Source organism: Mesorhizobium sp. M1004 (genome assembly GCF_040318795.1).
Classification (GTDB): domain Bacteria; phylum Pseudomonadota; class Alphaproteobacteria; order Rhizobiales; family Rhizobiaceae; genus Mesorhizobium.
In genome coordinates this window covers 97,070-114,992 of the sequence record NZ_JAMYNB010000011.1, presented here as the reverse complement: position 1 = coordinate 114,992, position 17,923 = coordinate 97,070, and the positions used below count along the sequence as shown (strand labels likewise).

General features: G+C 61.3%; 25 protein-coding genes and 1 pseudogene. 16 read left to right on the top strand and 10 right to left on the bottom strand.

Features of this window, described 5'->3' with window-relative positions:
• Positions 1 to 183: 183 nt before the first annotated feature.
• Together NKH54_RS22645 and NKH54_RS22640 are read right to left on the bottom strand one after the other, a co-directional pair.
• Positions 184 to 387 carry a hypothetical protein gene (locus NKH54_RS22645; protein WP_353028919.1) on the bottom strand — a complete coding sequence of 68 codons (204 nt, stop codon included), beginning with the start codon at positions 385 to 387 and terminating at the stop codon, positions 184 to 186.
• Between the two features lie 66 nt (positions 388 to 453).
• Entirely contained in the window at positions 454 to 795 is a 342-nt protein-coding gene (locus NKH54_RS22640) for a hypothetical protein (RefSeq protein WP_353028918.1), read from the bottom strand.
• Positions 796 to 881: 86 nt separating this feature from the next.
• Here NKH54_RS22640 and NKH54_RS22635 point away from each other — a divergent pair, with 86 nt between their 5' ends.
• From NKH54_RS22635 to NKH54_RS22600, 8 genes are all read left to right on the top strand, one after another.
• Positions 882 to 1,136: a hypothetical protein gene (locus NKH54_RS22635; protein WP_353028917.1), complete on the top strand. Its 255-nt coding sequence runs from the start codon at positions 882 to 884 to the stop codon at positions 1,134 to 1,136.
• Positions 1,137 to 1,232: 96 nt separating this feature from the next.
• On the top strand, positions 1,233 to 1,790 hold the full coding sequence (locus tag NKH54_RS22630; RefSeq protein ID WP_353028916.1) for a hypothetical protein: 558 nt from the start codon (positions 1,233 to 1,235) through the stop codon (positions 1,788 to 1,790).
• Positions 1,787 to 2,356, top strand: a complete 570-nt coding sequence (locus NKH54_RS22625; RefSeq protein ID WP_353028915.1) for a hypothetical protein — start codon at positions 1,787 to 1,789, stop codon at positions 2,354 to 2,356. The genes NKH54_RS22630 and NKH54_RS22625 overlap by 4 nt, the downstream gene beginning before the upstream one ends.
• Before the next feature lie 354 nt (positions 2,357 to 2,710).
• Positions 2,711 to 3,595, top strand: coding sequence for a hypothetical protein (locus tag NKH54_RS22620; protein ID WP_353028914.1), 885 nt, complete (start codon positions 2,711 to 2,713; stop codon positions 3,593 to 3,595).
• The gene (locus NKH54_RS22615) at positions 3,592 to 3,822 is read left to right on the top strand and encodes a hypothetical protein (RefSeq protein WP_353028913.1); all 231 of its coding nucleotides are present in this window, start codon (positions 3,592 to 3,594) and stop codon (positions 3,820 to 3,822) included. Before NKH54_RS22620 ends, NKH54_RS22615 begins: the two co-directional genes overlap by 4 nt.
• Positions 3,819 to 4,193, top strand: a complete 375-nt coding sequence (locus tag NKH54_RS22610; RefSeq protein WP_353028912.1) for a hypothetical protein — start codon at positions 3,819 to 3,821, stop codon at positions 4,191 to 4,193. Before NKH54_RS22615 ends, NKH54_RS22610 begins: the two co-directional genes overlap by 4 nt.
• A gap of 55 nt (positions 4,194 to 4,248) precedes the next feature.
• On the top strand, positions 4,249 to 4,563 hold the full coding sequence (locus NKH54_RS22605) for a hypothetical protein (protein WP_353028911.1): 315 nt from the start codon (positions 4,249 to 4,251) through the stop codon (positions 4,561 to 4,563).
• Entirely contained in the window at positions 4,563 to 5,348 is a 786-nt protein-coding gene (locus tag NKH54_RS22600; RefSeq protein ID WP_353028910.1) for a hypothetical protein, read from the top strand. The genes NKH54_RS22605 and NKH54_RS22600 overlap by 1 nt, the downstream gene beginning before the upstream one ends.
• 10 nt (positions 5,349 to 5,358) lie before the next feature.
• Here NKH54_RS22600 and NKH54_RS22595 read toward each other — a convergent pair whose 3' ends face one another.
• From NKH54_RS22595 to NKH54_RS22570, 6 genes and pseudogenes are all read right to left on the bottom strand, one after another.
• Positions 5,359 to 5,898: a hypothetical protein gene (locus NKH54_RS22595; RefSeq protein ID WP_353028909.1), complete on the bottom strand. Its 540-nt coding sequence runs from the start codon at positions 5,896 to 5,898 to the stop codon at positions 5,359 to 5,361.
• A gap of 27 nt (positions 5,899 to 5,925) precedes the next feature.
• Positions 5,926 to 6,092, bottom strand: a pseudogene (locus NKH54_RS22590) (sunset domain-containing protein); the annotation flags it as partial.
• 96 nt (positions 6,093 to 6,188) lie between these two features.
• Complete coding sequence (locus NKH54_RS22585) at positions 6,189 to 7,643, bottom strand: TadE/TadG family type IV pilus assembly protein (RefSeq protein WP_353028908.1); 1,455 nt, start codon at positions 7,641 to 7,643, stop codon at positions 6,189 to 6,191.
• Between the two features lie 59 nt (positions 7,644 to 7,702).
• Positions 7,703 to 7,903 carry a hypothetical protein gene (locus tag NKH54_RS22580; RefSeq protein ID WP_353028907.1) on the bottom strand — a complete coding sequence of 67 codons (201 nt, stop codon included), beginning with the start codon at positions 7,901 to 7,903 and terminating at the stop codon, positions 7,703 to 7,705.
• Between the two features lie 164 nt (positions 7,904 to 8,067).
• Positions 8,068 to 8,430: a DUF3102 domain-containing protein gene (locus tag NKH54_RS22575; protein ID WP_353028906.1), complete on the bottom strand. Its 363-nt coding sequence runs from the start codon at positions 8,428 to 8,430 to the stop codon at positions 8,068 to 8,070.
• Positions 8,427 to 8,591, bottom strand: a complete 165-nt coding sequence (locus NKH54_RS22570) for a hypothetical protein (RefSeq protein ID WP_353028905.1) — start codon at positions 8,589 to 8,591, stop codon at positions 8,427 to 8,429. The genes NKH54_RS22575 and NKH54_RS22570 overlap by 4 nt, the downstream gene beginning before the upstream one ends.
• 176 nt (positions 8,592 to 8,767) lie before the next feature.
• Here NKH54_RS22570 and NKH54_RS22565 point away from each other — a divergent pair, with 176 nt between their 5' ends.
• Together NKH54_RS22565 and NKH54_RS22560 are read left to right on the top strand one after the other, a co-directional pair.
• A complete protein-coding gene (locus NKH54_RS22565; protein ID WP_353028904.1) occupies positions 8,768 to 9,121 on the top strand; it encodes a hypothetical protein in 354 nt (117 codons plus the stop codon).
• Positions 9,118 to 9,507, top strand: coding sequence for a hypothetical protein (locus tag NKH54_RS22560; RefSeq protein WP_353028903.1), 390 nt, complete (start codon positions 9,118 to 9,120; stop codon positions 9,505 to 9,507). Before NKH54_RS22565 ends, NKH54_RS22560 begins: the two co-directional genes overlap by 4 nt.
• A 253-nt stretch (positions 9,508 to 9,760) precedes the next feature.
• Here the strand turns inward: NKH54_RS22560 and NKH54_RS22555 are convergent, their stop codons facing one another.
• The gene (locus NKH54_RS22555; protein WP_353028902.1) at positions 9,761 to 10,219 is read right to left on the bottom strand and encodes a hypothetical protein; all 459 of its coding nucleotides are present in this window, start codon (positions 10,217 to 10,219) and stop codon (positions 9,761 to 9,763) included.
• Positions 10,220 to 10,437: 218 nt separating this feature from the next.
• Complete coding sequence (locus tag NKH54_RS22550) at positions 10,438 to 10,968, bottom strand: MgtC/SapB family protein (RefSeq protein ID WP_488377180.1); 531 nt, start codon at positions 10,966 to 10,968, stop codon at positions 10,438 to 10,440.
• Between the two features lie 246 nt (positions 10,969 to 11,214).
• On the opposite strand from NKH54_RS22550, the gene NKH54_RS22545 reads away from it, so the two are divergent.
• The 6 genes from NKH54_RS22545 to NKH54_RS22520 all read left to right on the top strand — a co-directional run bounded on the left by NKH54_RS22545 (position 11,215) and on the right by NKH54_RS22520 (position 17,920).
• A complete protein-coding gene (locus NKH54_RS22545) occupies positions 11,215 to 12,423 on the top strand; it encodes a septal ring lytic transglycosylase RlpA family protein (protein ID WP_352805024.1) in 1,209 nt (402 codons plus the stop codon).
• Between the two features lie 102 nt (positions 12,424 to 12,525).
• Entirely contained in the window at positions 12,526 to 13,692 is a 1,167-nt protein-coding gene (locus tag NKH54_RS22540; RefSeq protein WP_352805026.1) for a D-alanyl-D-alanine carboxypeptidase family protein, read from the top strand.
• 72 nt (positions 13,693 to 13,764) lie between these two features.
• Positions 13,765 to 14,439, top strand: a complete 675-nt coding sequence (tmk, locus tag NKH54_RS22535; RefSeq protein ID WP_353028901.1) for a dTMP kinase — start codon at positions 13,765 to 13,767, stop codon at positions 14,437 to 14,439.
• The gene (locus tag NKH54_RS22530; protein WP_023668948.1) at positions 14,436 to 15,491 is read left to right on the top strand and encodes a DNA polymerase III subunit delta'; all 1,056 of its coding nucleotides are present in this window, start codon (positions 14,436 to 14,438) and stop codon (positions 15,489 to 15,491) included. The genes tmk and NKH54_RS22530 overlap by 4 nt, the downstream gene beginning before the upstream one ends.
• Before the next feature lie 90 nt (positions 15,492 to 15,581).
• The gene (gene metG, locus NKH54_RS22525; protein ID WP_023696114.1) at positions 15,582 to 17,132 is read left to right on the top strand and encodes a methionine--tRNA ligase; all 1,551 of its coding nucleotides are present in this window, start codon (positions 15,582 to 15,584) and stop codon (positions 17,130 to 17,132) included.
• A complete protein-coding gene (locus tag NKH54_RS22520) occupies positions 17,132 to 17,920 on the top strand; it encodes a TatD family hydrolase (RefSeq protein WP_023696113.1) in 789 nt (262 codons plus the stop codon). Before metG ends, NKH54_RS22520 begins: the two co-directional genes overlap by 1 nt.
• Positions 17,921 to 17,923 lie beyond the last annotated feature (3 nt).

Below are 17,923 nucleotides of genomic sequence, written 5' to 3'. Positions count from 1 at the left end.
ATTTTAGACCGTCAATCGAGTTTTTTGACTCGTCACCAAGATGAGGAAGGGCTTGCACTCGTCACCGACCGTCGCAAGCGGCTTGGGAGAGAAGAGGCGCCAAGACCCGCCGTCTGCGCTCTACCATTCGAAGGCTCAGCTGTTCAGCAAGTTCCAGGCCAAGAACTTTCCACATAAAGAGCCCTACATCCCCAACGTTTGAGTGCTTCCGACGGGTCGAGCCGCCTCAGCGAACAACTCAGCCGCTGCCTGGACTTTGTCGGCAGCCTCTTCGACCTTTTCGAAGCGCATCAGCACACGACATTGGAGCATCGACAACCACGCCGCATGGTAAAGCTCGCTGCGCTTGTGACCGTCCGGGTCCAAGGGTTGGAACAGCATCGTCATGGCGAAACCCCTCCCACCGGTGCCCGACTCCCGTCGAAGTCGAGAGGCCGGGCTGTCAGACTGCGATCAATAGTCGGTGTCATAATCGCTGTTGTCGTCCTGCTGGATGACAACGTGACGGCGGTGATGCATCGGACGGTTGATCGATCCGGTGACCACAACGTCGCTGGACCGGTGATGATGCCGGCGCCAAGCGCGCTCGCCATTGTCGTAAAACGCCTGCTCGCCACGATGGCGGCGATGGAGACGATGCCCGTTCCGATAGATGACCACACGGTCGTTATTGTTGTCGTCCCAATAATGGCGGTGGTGATGCCGCTGGGTCTGGATGACGATGCCTTCTTCTGCGGACGCGACCGCAGGAGCAGCCAAGCAAAGCGCCAATGCGCCCAGGATGATGGTCTTCATTTCGAGTTCTCCAAAAACCTACAACGCCCTTCGATAGGGAAACTTTGCTCATCGACTTTGGTTCCGGGCTCGATCGGGTGGCGCCCATGAGCGATCTCAGCGAACTCATCGAACGCCTGGAAGGCGCGCTGTCAGTTGCCCGCGCAATGCAGGCTGATCTCGCGGGCTCGGCCGCAGAGTTTCCCGAGGACGACATGATCGAACTTGGCGTTGCGGCGCAGATTTTCGAGATGGAGAAGGACACCCTGCGACTGTGGTGTCGAACCAGGCGCATCGGCGGGAAACGTGGCGGGCGCTGGATGGTCAGTCGACAGAAGCTGCGGGACTTGCGTGGCCGGTAGCTCATCGCGTTTGTCGCGTTTCATGCCCTTTCGACATCGCGTTTCGAGGCGCAGATTCAGCCTCAACGAACCCAACTCGCACTAAGGGAACTCTTCATGGCCAAAGACGATTCATTCCGCACCGGTATGTACGGCCGCACTACCAGTGCCGACGAGAGCTCTCGCATGATGCGTGAAGCCGCCGACCGGGCAGCGCCCGGATGGCAGCGGATCATCGGCAAATTAAACGAAGACCCAGATCGTCCGCGCTACGGCAGGGACATTGCGGACCGCTTCGGCCAGATTCCCGACGTTGCCGACATGCTGCCACCCGAAGCCCGCGCCGCGTTTGTTTTCATGCGCGAAGAAGCCGAGAACCGGCAGTCGGCATATTGGGCATTGATGGAAACCTGGAACGCCGCCCAGATCGACCTTACCAAAGCCGACATTCGTTACCGTTCATTGACCGACCCAGAGACCCATCTCAACAGAACCGGCATACGCCCTATCTTGATCAGACAGGCCGGCGAGGACGAGGCGGCTTCAGTCACCGATGCCCGTGTGCGCCTCAACAATACAAAGAAGAAGTTCGATGAACTGACACGCCGTCGCGATGCTCTGGGCCATGAGTCTCAGATCATGCGGAAGCTGGTGACGAGGGCCGAGGAAATTTGAGGGGTGCCTTTGCCGGGCAGACGTTCGAAGCCTTCACCGGCAAGCTGGTCAAGTTCGCCAGCGTTGAAGCCGCCCGCGCCGAGATCGACCAGATCAAGGCCGCCCTCGATGCCGCCTATGTCGCACCGCATCCATCGTCCGTTGTGAAGGCGAAGATCCGTCATGAGATCGACTCTCTCGCCAATCGTGGCACACCCAGCCTCAGAGCGGCTTTAGCTCATGGCGAGAGCGTTCACTGGAAGCATGCGCCGGCCAACGTCAAGCTGACCGAAGACCTCGCCACCAGCAGAGTTGCAGTAACTTCGCCGGATGCGCTCGGGCTTATAGCGTGGGCATTCCGCGACAAGCTGATCTCCCTGCTCGATGCAGAGATTGACGCCTTCGCCGACGACAAGGCCGCGCTGTCCGATGAACAACGCGACACCATGATCGCCAAGCTCAGTGCCGACCTGTTGGCTGCCGAGCGCGCAGAGGTGGCGCTTGTCACCTCAGCCGGTGTCGACCACCGCGCCGATGTAGTTGATGTCCGAGCGCTCCTCGGCATCGTCGGCCGTGAAGGCGAATAGTTTTAGCATGGCGGGAATCCTTCACCCCCATACTGACGAGACGGGCGAGGCCAAGCGCACCGCCCGTCTCACTCCCCATTGCTGCGATCGTTCCTGTCAGTCCGATCAAGGCAAAGAGCCGGCGGACTTCTCAGCGGTTGGCCGCCGGCTCGGCAGTTCAACGAAAGGCGCGGCCGGTCAAACGGTCTTGCGTCGCGGGTCGAGTGGTATGTCGACTGCTCGGCCCGCACCGATCCCTCCCGCCGAAAACGCCAAACGATATTTACCAACACCGCCCTATGAGGGGACGGCGGTAGCGCATACCACCTCTAGGCGCAGGCTCTTCTTTTGGGTACGCACTCCGCAGGTGACGCCATGGGCGGCATAAGCAGGCGAGCCTACGCCAAGCGACGAGGCTGCACTGAAAAGGCAATCCGCGACCGGATCACCGATGGCACGTTGGCCGATGCGGTTTTGCCTGATGGCACGATCGACACCGACAAGGCCGACAGCCTGCTCGCCGAGAAGGTGACCGCCGGCAAACACGTTGGCAGCGATCTAAACGATGCGCGGCGCCGCAAGCCCGCCGCTGGCGTGGCGTTGCTGCAAGATGAAGTCGAAGCCTTGATCGAGTCGGTTGTGCCGCTCGATGGCGTCGCCCCACACATCCGCGAAATTACCATCGACACCGCCAAGCGGCTTTACGCGATCGCCGACGACTTCGCCGGCAAGGTCGCGGGCAAAGTCGCAGACGAAGCCGCCGGCATTGTAGATGGAGCGGTGCGAGAGGCGTTGACGGAAATAAGTGGCGGGTATGCCGCGCTCCGCGACGATCCGGACAGTGAGGACGCCGCGTACTTCGAAGCCAAAAAATCGAGAGCACGGGGCGCACCGCTCGACGATTTAACCGCGGTACAACTAGCTGCCCTCAAGGCCGATCTGGAGGCGCAGCGCCTAGAGACTAAGCGCAGACTGATAAACGGCGAGCTTCTCGAAATCAAGCAAATTGGTGACGAATTCGCCTCCCGGTGTTCGATCGTCCGCAACCGGATGCTGGGGCTCCACGTCAAGGTCGCGCCGCATTTCCAGAACGCCAACAAGCGGGAGGCAAAGAAACTGCTCGAAATCGAAATCAGCGAAGCCGTCGAGGAATTTGGCTGCGCCCGGGTTACGGCGGCCGACCTTACGGCAGGACGCGCAAGGCACCAGCGACAATTCCTCGACCGGAAGTACAAAACCAAGAAGGCAAAGGCAGCATGAAACATCTGAAGCAAATGCTCGACGATCCCGATCTTCCATCGGTCCTGGCGGCGCCGTTGCAAGACGCGGTGTCGCACGTCTGGCCGGCAATCCGGGCGGCGCAACAGGCAGGCGATTTCGATGCTGCTGAACGAATAGTTCGGGAAGCGCTCGACGGCGCCATGCCGCACACAATTGCAATTTTCGAGGCCCGCGTGGCTTCCGCTACAGGAGACAAGTTCCAATGACCATCCCAAGCCACTTTCCCGAACACTGGAAAAGCGCGCTCGCAAAGGGCGACGCAACCGGCTTCCGCACTAAGGGAGATATGGTGTCGTTCTTCTACAAGGCGCGGTCGGTCACCGCCCTCTATTCTGAAGAGGAACGACACTACCTCTCGCTCGCCGATCGCCATCCCGAGCAGTACCAAGCCGCCTTGAGCCTAGGGCGAGCCGACATGCGAAAGGAATACGAGAAGTCCGAGGCCGTGAAGCAAGCGCCTTTTGTCGGAGCGCCCCAGCCCGCCGCGTCGGCACCGGCCAAGCCGCCACACCCAACGGCCATTTCCAGCGCCTGGGAGAAGGCCATCGCGCGCGTCAACGCAAACCTGCCTGGCTGAAATCAAACACCCAGCCCGTCGAGATGACGCGCCCATCCCAAGGAAGGAAGCCACTATGGCCAGCACTGAAAACCTCGCTCCTCTTAGCCCGGATGATCTCGCCGACTTGGTCGAGCTGCACGCCGAATTGATGCGGCCGGGCGAGGCCGATGACATCACAGTTCATTCGGAGTACGTCGCATTCGCCGAAGAGCTGCTTGCCGAGACCGACGACGGCGTCGCAAGCCGCACAGCGGACACAGAGCCGGAAACCGTGAGGGTCTTGGCCGATGGTCTGGTAGCGGCGGCGCAATATCATCGGCTGCGCTCCGAGCGCTTCCTTGAGGCCGCGCGGCGACTGCAGACCGCGCGCGGCTTGGCAGTTTATTGATGGCCGGCACCGCCGAAGATCCCGTCCGGATCGGGCCGTTCGCGCGAATTATTTCCGTGCATTGGGACGTGCTGACGCATCTGTGCTTCTACGTGACCGTTTCCGCCGCATTCCAAGACAACACGTCGCCGGTACCGCTTCCGCCCATTCCGCCGACCCCGGATCGTCCGACGATTCCGGATGCGGATTGGCAGCTCGCTTGGTATGATGTGCCGTCAGATCACTTCGCCGGTGTCCAGTACGTCGGCACCTTTACGCTAGCGCTCGACTATGTTGGCGGGTCGCAGCCGCACGACGCCCGAGTGAGGCGTAGCAGCGGCCATGGAGGCTGGGTAGGTGTCGACACGGCCAAGGTCGAAATCCCCGGCGGCCTTCCAGACATGGCCGATACCTTGACGTGGGGCGCGCAGGACAAGCTTGTCAATCCCTTCTACGGCACCCCGTCCCAAGGCTGGCAGATGACGCCGGGCGGCGCTGGAGACGGGAAGCACGTTCCTGACCAGCCATCCCTATCTTTCGACTCCGACCCTTCGCCAACGTTGCGGCTGGCCTTGAATGCGGTATACACCGAGTCTCCCTATTGGGCTTCCGGGCCGCACCTTTCCATCAGCTTCGGGGCCAATACCTCGGCGGCCGACGAGATCGTTGACAAGACCTTCGGCGGCAGCGGCCTCGTTGCGACATACCAAAATAAGACGTTTCACGCCGTGGCGACGGCACTGGACGAGCCGAACGGGCGCCTCTGGGTGCTCTGCGAACGTTCGCCGAGCGACGATCCGTCATGAGTGCCCGGCTTTAAAGCTGGCGGCCACGCAACTGCTTGGTGTTCGCGGCGGTTGCGCTTACTTTCGTAGCCAAGTCATTCAAAGTGGCCATAAGCCGGTTTAGCTGGGGCAATGTGGACGGCAACTCCGGGCTGTAGCGAGTGATGAGATACTCGCGGCTCGACCTATCCATAAGGTGCGAAAGAGTTCGCTGGCGAAGGACCAGGCCCGCCTCCTGCGCTCGCTGGGCACGGTCGGCGAGATTGTGCTGTAGGGCACGCACAGCCTTGTGATCGACGCCCATCATCAACAGGAAGGCATTCAGATAAAGCTCACTCGCGTGCAGTGCTACAAAACGGCAAGGTGCCAGGGAAATGGGCTCGCCCTTGCGATGTTGCTTGTGCAGGAGTTCGGCCGCCTGATGATACTCGGCGGCTAAGCGCAAAACGTCGGCGGGTGCGGCGCCTTCGCCAGGATATACCGGTAGGTCCATCTTCTCGCTCATCAACTCCCTGCATTGTTGAGTCGCGATCGAAGCGGGCCGCCGCGCGGCGAAAGGTCGATGGCTCATTATTTCCCTCTCCCTTTTCTCCGTCGTTCACCGCCTGGCGTGCCTCCATCCCGCTGCCCGCGCCTCGGCCTCGGAACAGAACCATGTTTCGCCGTACTCAGGACGAATAATGGTCGCCGCATAAACTCGTCTCCCGGCACGTGATAAATCCGTTCACCGGTGTTGATGGAGACATTGCCTTTGATATTGCAGGCTGGATTGACCCACGCTGGCAACGTAAGTGCCAGCGCCAGCGCTAATGAAGGCGACGACCGGCAGTTGCCAATGCCACTGCGACGCCGCCACGGCCTTTAGCGAACCAGATAGGACTCGGTCCTGACAAACTCGTCCATCGTGCCGCCGGTGCCCGCTCCGGCCACATCGACGATCTCGACATGGATGGGCTTCTCGTTCGAGGAATCTTCGTCCTTCACCGAATTGTTCTGGCTATCTTCCTTCTCCACCGGGCTTATCAGGAACATCCGCACGAAGCCGGACGGCTTAAGTTCGGTCCTGCCCGATATCTTGCCGGCATCGGCGGTGCAGTTCACGACAGCCGCTGCGAAGGTCCGCCGGTCAGGGTCGGGGGTCAATGTAACGGTGTTGGCGACGCAATGCGGCGTGCCGGTTTCGCCGCCGTTCTTTTGACCGGCCTTGTCACCGACCAGAAGATGGGCGAGTTCATATTTGTAGACGTCGTAGCGGGATGCGCTCTGTAGTGCCGTCGGAAGGCTCGTGCCATGGTTTAAGGTCCAATAGCCGGATCTGTTCCAAGTCGTGTTCTTGCTTATTCCTTTCACTGAATCGTAGTCGGTGTCGGCTGAGGCTGGCAACCCCATAGCTTTGGTTGGATCGTCGGACTGCACCTTGTTGCAGGCATTCGGGTTCTTGGCGCCCTTCCTGACGTTCATCGCCGGCCTGTAGGCAGGGTCGGTATTCGACTTGTTCAGCGTGCCCGCATAGACGTCGAAACGGACGTTCAGACCGACATTGACCTGGCCGAGCGTGACACCGGGTTTAGTAGTGACGCCGTTTGACTTGTAGCAGAGACCGGCATTTCCGATGGCGAAGGCATCCCTGAGAGAAAGCCCGTCGACGGAATCGAGCAAGCCGAAATTGCCGGGACCAGGAGCCGACGATGTTTTCAGCAGCCTGAGCTCCTTGCTGTAGAGATCGCCGGCGGCAAAGGCATCGACGATGCTCTTACCGGCTGCTTCGTACGGATTACAGATGAACATCGGCGTCGTATTGCAAACCGCCGAAGACATCGTTGCAACAGCTTCAGCCTGGAAATTCAGGGTGGACAGCGTCAACCCGACCGGGAGCGGAAAGAGCGATGTCATGGCGCGGGGATTTGACCTCACAAGCAGATAGGCCGCTGCGGTGCCATTCGTGGTCTGGTGAGCGCCTATCCATGTGGCGTCGATTTTGGTGTCGTCGCTTGGCGGAATGGCATTGAGGTAAGCCGTACTGATCTGGGTCTGGTCGATAACCGCCGGGCCGCCGTTCGAAAACCGAGCCCTGTTCTTCACCAGAGCGGCCAGAGCTGTATTGGCTCTCGTGATGGAATCCGCCCTGCCGTCGAGCTCGCGCGCGCCGGCCAGTGCCAGTGAATCCGCTGCATTCTGGAGATCGGTGTGCAGGTTGTTGCCGCGCCCGACATCGATGACGAGCAGCGAAAAGCCGAGCAGTAACGGCATGGCGACCATCGTCAGAGCGGTCACATAGCCTTCGTTGTTACGAAGGAAGTCGCGTAGGATACGCATGCAATTCGAGCCCCTGCCCAATTAGAAGGCGCTTATAGAACGCCTTTTTCGGCAGGATTTCAATTCCCTTGAGCTGGTGCCTCCGGCGGGATCAGGCCGGCGCGCCTGCATTCGGCAAGTAACTCTGGATCTGGATGCCCCTTGCGGGCCTCGATCACGGCCCGCTGGCACTTCGCGACTTTGTAGACTTCCGGGATCTCGACGAAGTCGCCGCGCATCCATGCAGCAACGAAATAATAAGCAGCAAGAGAGCCGATCATCAACGTTACTGTCGGTAGAGCCTGGCCTTTTCGCACAGGCCAACCATAACCACACTTCCCGACATCTCACAACAAGCCGGTTGCCGGTGGCAAGGGGCGCAGGGGTAGATGGCGCTAACCAGCTATTGCCATTCCAATGCCAACGCCTAGGCCAATTGCGAGGCCTAGGAACAGCTTGCCTGCCATGTCGAGGGCGAAGGCGCGGACGGGGCGCCATACGTCCTGGCGGGGCGCTCTGAGGGCTTCAGGCGAGCGAGAACGCGCAGGTTCAAATCCGCAACGCGTTGCGCTTTTGCGGGATCGTCGCCGACGTGCTTGGCGACCTTCATATAAAGCTGGGCGGTGCGCATCGAGAACGAACAGTTGTCCGACACCCACGCGTCCCATTGGCCGTGGGGCTGCGTCGTCTTTGCCTGTTGCAGAAGTCGTCCGCACTCAATGACGTGTCTGACGCCTTCCCGCTTGGCTTGCTCGACGGAAGCGTGAGCCGCATTGATCGCGACGGCGATGTTTGATCCGTTGCTCATTCCGCTGCTCCTTTTGGTAGGAAGCCCTTGGCCTCCAGATCGTCCACGATGAGTTTCTCGACATAGGCGGCGACCGTGCGCCGGTCCGCCTTGGCGGCGTTCTCTAGAGCTTCTTTCAAAACGGGTTCAATCCTGAGCCCTAGTGCTGCTGTCCGCGCCATGCTGCTGTCCCTTGTATGCGATTGTTAGCAGATGCTAGTTGACCATTAACCGTAGTCGTGTCACATCTGCTAACGTTGTAACACAATGTTAGAGGATTGCAATCATGCCGAACACCCATGTTCCGGCTGCCGGCGAAGCTATGCCCGCAGTCATCGGGAGATTTTCCCGACGTGCCATGCTTGGCACCTTTGCCTCGCTTCCACTCATAGGAGGCGCTGTAGCGCTGGCGCCGCCCGCGTCGGCTTCCGACCCGCTCGCCGACACCATCGCCCAATACTATGCCAAGATGGCAGAGTTCATGGCAATTCCCAACGGCGAGATCACGGGCGAAAACGAGGATGCCCTCGTCGCGGCAACCTATGGGCCGCTGGATGACAAGCTGTGGCACGCAACGCCGCCGGCAACGAGCAATCGGGGCGTTGCAGAAGCGATCCGCTACGCTCTGGATGAGCATTCGCTGATTGATCGGGTGGCAGAAGCCATCCTGATATCGGCGCTGGCGTTCCTCGATCAGGAGCGCGTGTCATGACCGCCCACATTTGCGTTCTAAAGCCCTACGGCATGCCAAAGGGAACCGACCCGCGTGTCTGGCGCCGGTCAGTCGAGAAGCGCCTGAACGACCTCCTAGACCGTGCCATGAGCTTGATAACGGCGCTGGATCTCATGCAGGCCGATTGCGACCTGGAGGAAACCGCAGACGACGAGCCGTCTCTGGGCTGGGCGCATAACGGCGGGCAGTCATTCCTGTCCGGCACCGCTCCCAACCTGCCGGCCGGCGACACATGCGATCTAGAACTAGACAACGCCGACGACGAGGACAACCACGACGCGGAGGGGTATTGTCCGGATGACTACGGCGAAACCGTCATGTGGGGCGACGACCTGAAATCTCAGGAAGTTCTGGTCTCGCTGTAAGGTCGCGGAAATCTTTTCCACCACCACGGTAAGCCCGCTGCCTCACGGTGGCGGGCTTTTTTAATTGCCTGAGGTCGCTCGTACTAAAGCCAGCATTGCTCCACCACCAGCCAGAGCTAGAGCTAGAGCGAGCATGGAGGCGCAGATGCCAACTACCTGCCACGTCGACGGCATGGAAGACAGCCTTCCCTTAATCTCTGCTGCATCTTTCACGATGCCGTCGAGTTTACTATCGATCTTGTCGAACTTGTCCTCAAGGGCCTTTACGCGCGTTTCCATACCGCCGGATGTACCGTCGCCACCACCCGATGCCGTCGGGGTCATTGGTCGCGGAGGCGACTTCCCAGTCATCGACCGTGCAAATGGGGCACGCAGTGTGAACTGATTTCTCTCGCAAGAACTGGATGAATTGATCCGGCGAAAGATCGCCTAATATCAACTCAGATTTAAGCGACTCTTCGTCTTCTGCGTCCGTTCGTCGAAATGACAACACATCCCCCCAATTAGCGAATAGCGCGAGTTGATTGTCGCAGGAAATAGTTGGCACCGCAATTGGCACCGGACTGTGAGGGAAGGGCAGGGACAGGGTAAAACGATCGGCCAATGGCGGCAAAGAAAAAGCCCAGAAAACCGAGCTATTCGGGACCAACAAAGACCAGTCGGGATGGCTTTCACCACGTTTCAAGACCGGTGCCTTAAACCGCTCGGCCATCCCTCCAACGTGACTTTTCAATCATCTAGGAACATCAACCGACCCAGTGAACGACAGTTGGTATCGAATGATACCTATCCTTCCGGACCAGCTTGCGGTTCATTTCTCTAGAGCGTTGCCCATCGCCAAGTCAACCATCGGCGCTGCCATGGATAATAGGGGGTGGCGTTCGTTACCCGAACGGAGCTGCGAGCCCGTTTTTTTCGAGCGCAAGGGCTCTAATTGCGATCCTTGCTGCCGACCTGCACCAGTTGCAGAAGGCCCAGCACGACAAGTGCGAGCACAGTTGCCAAAGCCGCGATCTGCCAGAACCCGAGCCCAACCGCCAGGCCTATGGCGCCTGCCAGCCACATGCCCGCCCCAGTGGTAAGCCCTTGAACCTCGCCCTTGGAGAAGAAGATCAAGCCCGCGGCCAGAAATGCCACGCCGGCAGTCGTGGCTTCGATCAAGCGGATAGGATCGATGGCGATTTCCTGACCATCGAAGACGTGAAGATGAGTAATCTCGATCGTGAGGATGGCAATTAGAGCCGTCGCAACACAGACCAGGATGTGTGTCCTCAATCCGGCCGGTCGGTTACGCCATTCGCGTTCGATCCCAACGATGGAGCCAAGGACGGCCGCGAGCAAAAGCCTGGCTGAAATTACGGAAAAGGGCAGCCACGTCTGTTGCCCGAAACGTTCAATGAATTCATCCATGAGGCGCAGAACGTATCTCGGGTCGGTCGGTTCCAGGCAGCCGCGCTTCATGCCACAGGTTCACTTCCAGAGACTCCAAAGGACAGAGGTCTCGGATGCCTCCTCACAGGCGCCCGGCCAGCCCGGGACCTGGCCGCCACATTCCTGCCCGGTTCCGGACACAATCGATTAATACGCTGATAAACAATTCCTGCGCACAAGGGATGGGGATTGGCGCGTCGCAGGCATTGCTCATCTGGCTCCGCCGAAATTCTAGAAGCGGCGCCTGTGTCGAGACGGTAGGGGACATCGGAAAACATGCAGACCACGACGCATCGGCGTCTTCGTCGCGCTCCTGCTTTGGTGTTGTGCGCTCTTTCGGCTGCGTTGCTGGCCGCGTGCGCGTCGCCGCAGTCCGAGCCGAAAGCCATGGTCTACAAGAAGCCTCGCTCGAAGGAATATTTTGCCGAGACCGAATACGGTGTGAAGGCCAGCCCGCGCGTTCAGTACATGCGGCGCGGCGGCGGCCGCGACCAGTTGGGCAAGCCCTATCAGGTGCGCGGCAAGTGGTATTACCCCAAGGAAGACAAGCGCTACGCCAAGGTCGGTCTCGCCTCCTGGTATGGCGATGCCTTCCACGGTCGTCTCACAGCCAATGGCGAAGTCTACGACATGACCCATCTGACGGCGGCGCATCCGACCATGCCGCTGCCAAGCTACGCCCGTGTCACCAACACCGAGACCGGAAGCTCGGTCATCGTGCGCGTCAACGACCGCGGCCCCTATCACGAGGGACGCATCATCGATGTCTCGGAACGCGCCGCGCAAATGCTCGACTATGCCAAGGTCGGCACGGCCAGGGTCAAAGTGGAATATATTGGCCGCGCACCGCTCGACGGCGACGACGACCAATATCTGGTCGCCTCCTACCGCCCGGGCAACAACCGCCCGGACCCGTCCGATGGCTTGCCGACCGGCGTCATGGTGGCGATGAACGGACCTTCGCCGAGCCTATCTGTTGGCGCACCCCCTGCCGTAGTGCCGTTTCCTGGTCAGTTGACGAATTCCGACACACAGCCAGGGATGTCGATGCAGGCACCGGCCTCAAGCGATGTGACGCTGCCTGAATTCGGGCCGATCGTGCCTCAGCGCCCGGAATCGCCCTTTGCCGTGGCTTCGCTCTCCTACGCGGATGAGCGCGTACAGCGCGCCGACGTCTTTGCAGCGCTTGACGACCAGGGCATGTCGCCAGCCGACATCCTGCAATCGTGGAAGAAACCCAACCCGCAGGCATCGCCTGCCGTTTCCGACTATGTCGCCGCCGGATCCTTCGACGATGCTGCCGAGGCAAAGCGGGTGGCTGCGGCTCTCGAACCGTTCGGCAGGACCGAAATCCAGAGCACCGAACTCGACGGCAATGACTGGTACGCGGTCAATCTCTATCCGGATGGCCATGGCAATGTCGACGACCTCTTGCGCGCGGCATGGTCGCATGGCGCGCCGGACGCGCTGGCTGTGCGCAACTGACCAACAAAGGCACGCCGGTTTTGTCATTGCGCGGTTGATCGGCCGGGAAGAAGCCTGATAGCGTTGCGGCAAGTTTCTGCCGGCTAACAGTCGAGCCTCTTCATGCGATTTCGCCTTTTCCACCCTTTTGCCGGGCTTTTTGGCCTTGGCTTCTTGCTTGCCGCGCTGGTTCCGGCCAACGCGCAGCTTTTTGAGACCAAGGCCACGCAGGCTTTCATGATCGATGCCGAAACCGGCACGGTGCTGTTTTCCAAGGACGCCGACCAACCGATCCCGCCGGCCTCGATGGCCAAGCTGATGACCATGGAGATGGTCTTCAACGCCATCAAGTCGAAGCGCATGAGCCTCGACGACACCTTCGTGGTCTCGGAGAATGCCTGGCGCAAGGGCGGTGCGCCTTCGGGAACGTCGACCATGTTCGCCAAGCTCAAATCGGCGGTCCGGGTCGAGGACCTGATCCAGGGGGTCACCATACAGGCCGCCAATGACGGCTGCATGGTGCTGGCCGAAGGCATGGCCGGCTCCGAACAGAATTTCGCGGCGCAGATGAACGATCGCGCCCGCCAGATCGGGCTGGCGAAATCGACATTCGTCAATTCCACCGGCCTGCCGGCCGACGGCCAGCAGACGACAGTGCGCGAACTGGCGCAGCTTGGCCTGCATATATGGCGCGAATATCCGGATCTCTATCTCTATTACGGCCGGGCCGATTTCACCTGGAACAAGATCTCGCAAAAGAACCGCAACCCGTTGCTGGCCATGGGCATCGGCGCCGATGGGCTGGCGGTCGGGTCGAGCGAGGCGGGCGGTTTCGGCATTGTCGGCTCGGTCAGCCATGACGGAACCAGGGTGTTCGCGGGGATGAGCGGATTGGCCAATGATCGCGAGCGCGCCGAGGAAGCGCGCAAGCTGCTCGAATGGGGCGTCCGCTCCTTCGAGAAGACCGAGATTTTCGCTGGCAACGAAGTGGTCGGCGAGGCCCAGGTGTTCGGCGGCGCCAAATCCAGCGTAGCGCTGAAGGCAAAGGCGCCGATCGACGTCCTGCTGCCGATCGCCAACCGCGACAAGCTGACCGCCAGGATCGTCTATCAGGGGCCGGTATCGGCGCCGGTGGAGGAGGGGCAACCCGTCGGCGCGCTGCGCGTCTGGATCGGCGACACGCTGAGCCAGGAAACGCCGCTTTTCGCCGCCGAATCGGTCGGCGTCGGCACGTTGCCGCAACGCGCGTTTGATGCCGCCAGGGAACTGGCCGTAGGCTGGCTGCGTTGAGTTCCTGCGGCGTGGACCTTTTCTCGGGCGCGGACTAAGACACCAGCGCAAAGCAGGACAAAGGCCTTTCGATTGGCAAGCGGATTTTTCATCACCTTCGAAGGCGGCGAGGGCGCCGGCAAGTCGACGCAGATCGAACGGCTGGCCCAGAAGATGCGCGCCAAGAAATACGATGTCCTCCTCACCCGCGAACCCGGGGGGTCACCCGGCGCCGAGGCGGTCAGGCACGTGCTCCTGTCCGGCGCCGCCGAGCCGTTCGGGCCGAAGATGGAGGCGCTGCTGTTTGCCGCCGCACGCTCCGACCATGTCGAGCAGGTCATTCGGCCGGCGGTGGAGCGCGGCTCCATCGTGCTTTGCGACCGTTTCCTGGATTCGTCGCGCGTCTATCAGGGCGTCACCGGCGGCCTCGATCCGGCTTTCATGGAAGCTCTGGAGGAGGTCGCCATCAACGGCATGATGCCGGACATGACGCTGATCCTTGACATTGACCCCGCCGAGGGCTTGCGGCGCGCCGCCGTGCGGCGTGGCGCCGAGGACGGTCCGGACCGCTTCGAAAAGGAGACGCTGGACATCCACCAGCGCCGCCGTGACGCCTTCCTGGCGATCGCAGCCGCCGAGCCGGACCGCTGCATCGTGATCGACGCGTTGGCGCCTCCCGCTGCGGTGGAGGATGTCATCACCGCGGTGGTGTTCGCCGCACTTGAGGCGAGGGCGCCCGCGCGCAACCGACAGGCGGCGCCCGCATGATCTTCGAACGCATCGCTCCCGAGCAGCACGACACACTGGACGGTGTACCGGAGCCGTCCGAGACGCTGCGCCTGGTCGGCCATGAGCAGGCGGCCGCGATGCTCGCTGCCGCCTATCGCTCGGGAAAACTGCCGCATGCGTTGATCTTTGCCGGGCCGGTCGGCATCGGCAAGGCGACGCTTGCCTTTCACCTGGCGCACCATCTGTTGAAGCATCCGGCCTTCGACCAGGCGCCGGACACGTTTGCCGTTCCCGATCCGGCCTCACCGCTGTTTCGCCAGATCGCCACAGGGGCGCATCCCGGCGTGCTGCATCTGACCAGGCCGCTGAACGACAAGACCAAGAGCTTCAAGACGGTCGTCACCGTCGACGAGATCCGCAAGGTCAACCGCTTCCTGTCGCTGACCTCGCATGACGGCAGCTACCGGGTGGTGATCGTCGATCCGGCCGACGACATGAACACCAACGCCGCCAATGCCTTGCTGAAGAACCTCGAGGAGCCGCCGAGCCGCACGCTGTTCATCCTCATCGTGCATGCGCCGGGCAGCCTTTTGCCGACCATCCGCTCGCGCTGCCAGATGGTGCGGCTGACGCCGCTCGATGCCGGCAGCCTGATGAGCGTTCTGGAAACCGTCGAGCCGCCGCCACCTTCCGATCCTGCCGCCCGCGCGGCACTGGCGGAACGGGCAGGGGGCAGCGCCCGCAATGCGATCCTTCTGACCCAATATGGCGGGCTGGAGATTGCCGGCACGCTCGACGCCCTGGTCACGTCGGGCAAGAGCGACATCGCCGGCGCCTATCGCCTTGCCGAGGCCGTCGCCGGCCGCGACCAGGCGATCCAGTTCGACATCTTCAACCGCCGCGCGCTCGATCTGCTCTCCACCGGCGCCAGTGAAGCCGCGCTGGCTGGGGATCTCGCGCGGGCGAAAACGCTGTCCGACACTTGGCACGAGGCGCTGAACGCCATATCTGAGACCGATACCTACAATCTTGACAAGAAGCAGCACGCCTTGACCATGATCGACCGCCTGAATTCCGCAATGCGAATGTGACCGGTTTCGGCATTGGGGCGGGATGGCAATCGCCGTCTCGATGCGATATCCACCGCTCACATTCATTCGGCCATTCATGACGGTTAATTCATGTCACGCGACACATTCTACATCACGACACCAATTTTCTATCCGAACGGCAAGCCGCATATCGGCCACGCCTATACGGTCATTGCGACCGACGCGCTGGCCCGCTTCCAGCGCCTGGACGGCAAGGACGTGCTCTTCCTCACCGGCACTGACGAACACGGCCTCAAGATGCAGCAGACGGCCGAGAAGGAAGGCATAACGCCACTCGCGCTTGCCGACCGCAACTCGGCGATCTTCCGTTCGATGACAGAGGTCCTGGGCGGCTCGAATGATGATTACATCCGCACGACGGAACCACGCCACTACGAGTCGTGCCAGGCGATCTGGAAGGCGATGGCGGCCAATGGCGACATCTATCTCGACCGCTACAGTGGCTGGTATTCGGTCCGCCAGGAAGCCTATTTCGAAGAGAGCGAAACCACGCTCGGCGACGACGGCGTGCGCCGCGAGCCGCTTGGCTCGCCGGTCGAATGGAATGAGGAGGAAAGCTACTTCTTCAGGCTTTCCGCCTATCAGGACAAATTGCTTGCGCTGTACGAAAGCCGGCCCGATTTCGTCGGTCCGGCCGAGCGCCGAAATGAGGTGATGAGCTTCGTCAGGTCCGGCCTCAAGGACATCTCGGTCTCGCGCACGACCTTCAATTGGGGCGTGCCGGTGCCGGGCGACGACAAGCATGTGATGTATGTCTGGGTCGATGCCTTGACCAACTACATCACCGCTGCCGGCTATCCCGACACCAAGGCCGAGCAATGGCGCTACTGGCCGGCCACGCACATTATCGGCAAGGACATCGTCCGCTTCCATGCCGTCTACTGGCCGGCTTTCCTGATGTCGGCCGGCATCGAACTGCCGAAGCGCGTCTTCGCGCATGGCTTCCTGTTCAACCGCGGCGAGAAAATGTCGAAGTCGGTCGGCAATGTCGTAGACCCCTTCACCATGGTCGAGCATTACGGCCTCGACCAGGTGCGCTATTTCTTCTTGCGTGAGGTGCCATTCGGCCAGGACGGCAGCTACAGCCATGACGCGATCGTCAACCGCACAAATGCCGATCTCGCCAACGGTCTCGGCAATCTGGCGCAGCGCTCGCTGTCGATGATCGCCAAGAACTGCGGCGGCGTGGTGCCGCATCGCGGCGAGCTGACCGAAGCCGACAGCGCGATCCTCGACCAGGCGGTGGAAGCGCTGGGTACCGCGCGCCAGGCGATGGCGGAACAGGGCATCCATCTCGCGTTGGCGGCGATCTTCGGCGTTGTGGCGGAAGCGGATCGCTACTTCGCCTCGCAGGCGCCCTGGGCGCTGAAGAAGACCGATCCGGCGCGCATGGAAACAGTGCTGTGGACGACCGCCGAACTGGTGCGGCGCGTGGCATTGCTGTGCCAGCCCTACATTCCGGGGTCGGCCGGCAAGCTGCTGGACCTGCTGGCGGTGCCGGCGGACAAGCGTGACTTCGCGCATGTCCATGCCGACTATGCGCTGGTGCCCGGCACGGCGCTGCCCGTGCCGGAGGGCGTGTTTCCGCGTTATGTCGAAAACCCTGAGGCGAGCGCCTGATGCTCGTCGACAGCCATTGCCATCTCGACTTTCCGGATTTCACCGAGGAGCGGGCGGCCATCGTCGCCCGCGCCAAGGCTGCTGGTATAGGTCACATGGTGACCATCTCGACACGCGTGAAGCGGTTTGCGCAAGTGCTTGAGATTGCCGAGAGTTTCGACGAAATCTATTGCTCGGTCGGCACTCATCCTCACAATGCCGGCGAAGAGCTGGATGTGACGGCTGAGGACCTTGTGCGCCTGTCCGCGCACCCGAAGGTGGTGGCGATCGGCGAGGCCGGGCTCGACTATTTTTACGACAAGGCGCCACGCGATGCGCAGGCGCAGGGCTTTCGCACTCACATAGCGGCCGCGCGCGAGACCGGCTTGCCGCTGGTGATCCATTCGCGCGATGCCGATGACGACATGGCTGCCATCCTCGAAGACGAAACAGGGAAGGGCGCCTTCCCCTTCATCCTGCATTGTTTTTCGTCGGGGCGACGGCTGGCAGAGGTCGGCGTGGCGCTTGGTGGCTATGTGTCCTTCTCGGGCATACTGACCTTCAAGAACTCCGCCGATTTACGCGCCATCGCAGCCGATGTGCCGCATGACCGGCTGCTGGTCGAGACCGACGCACCGTATCTGGCGCCGGTGCCGTTCCGCGGCAAACGCAACGAGCCGGCCTATATCGCGCATACAGCCAAGGTGCTGGCGGAGACGGTCGGCGTTGGCGAAGCCGAGATCGCGACGCTGACGACGGCGAACTTCTTCCGGCTGTTCGGCAAGATGCCGCGGCCCGCCGGGCTCTGACGC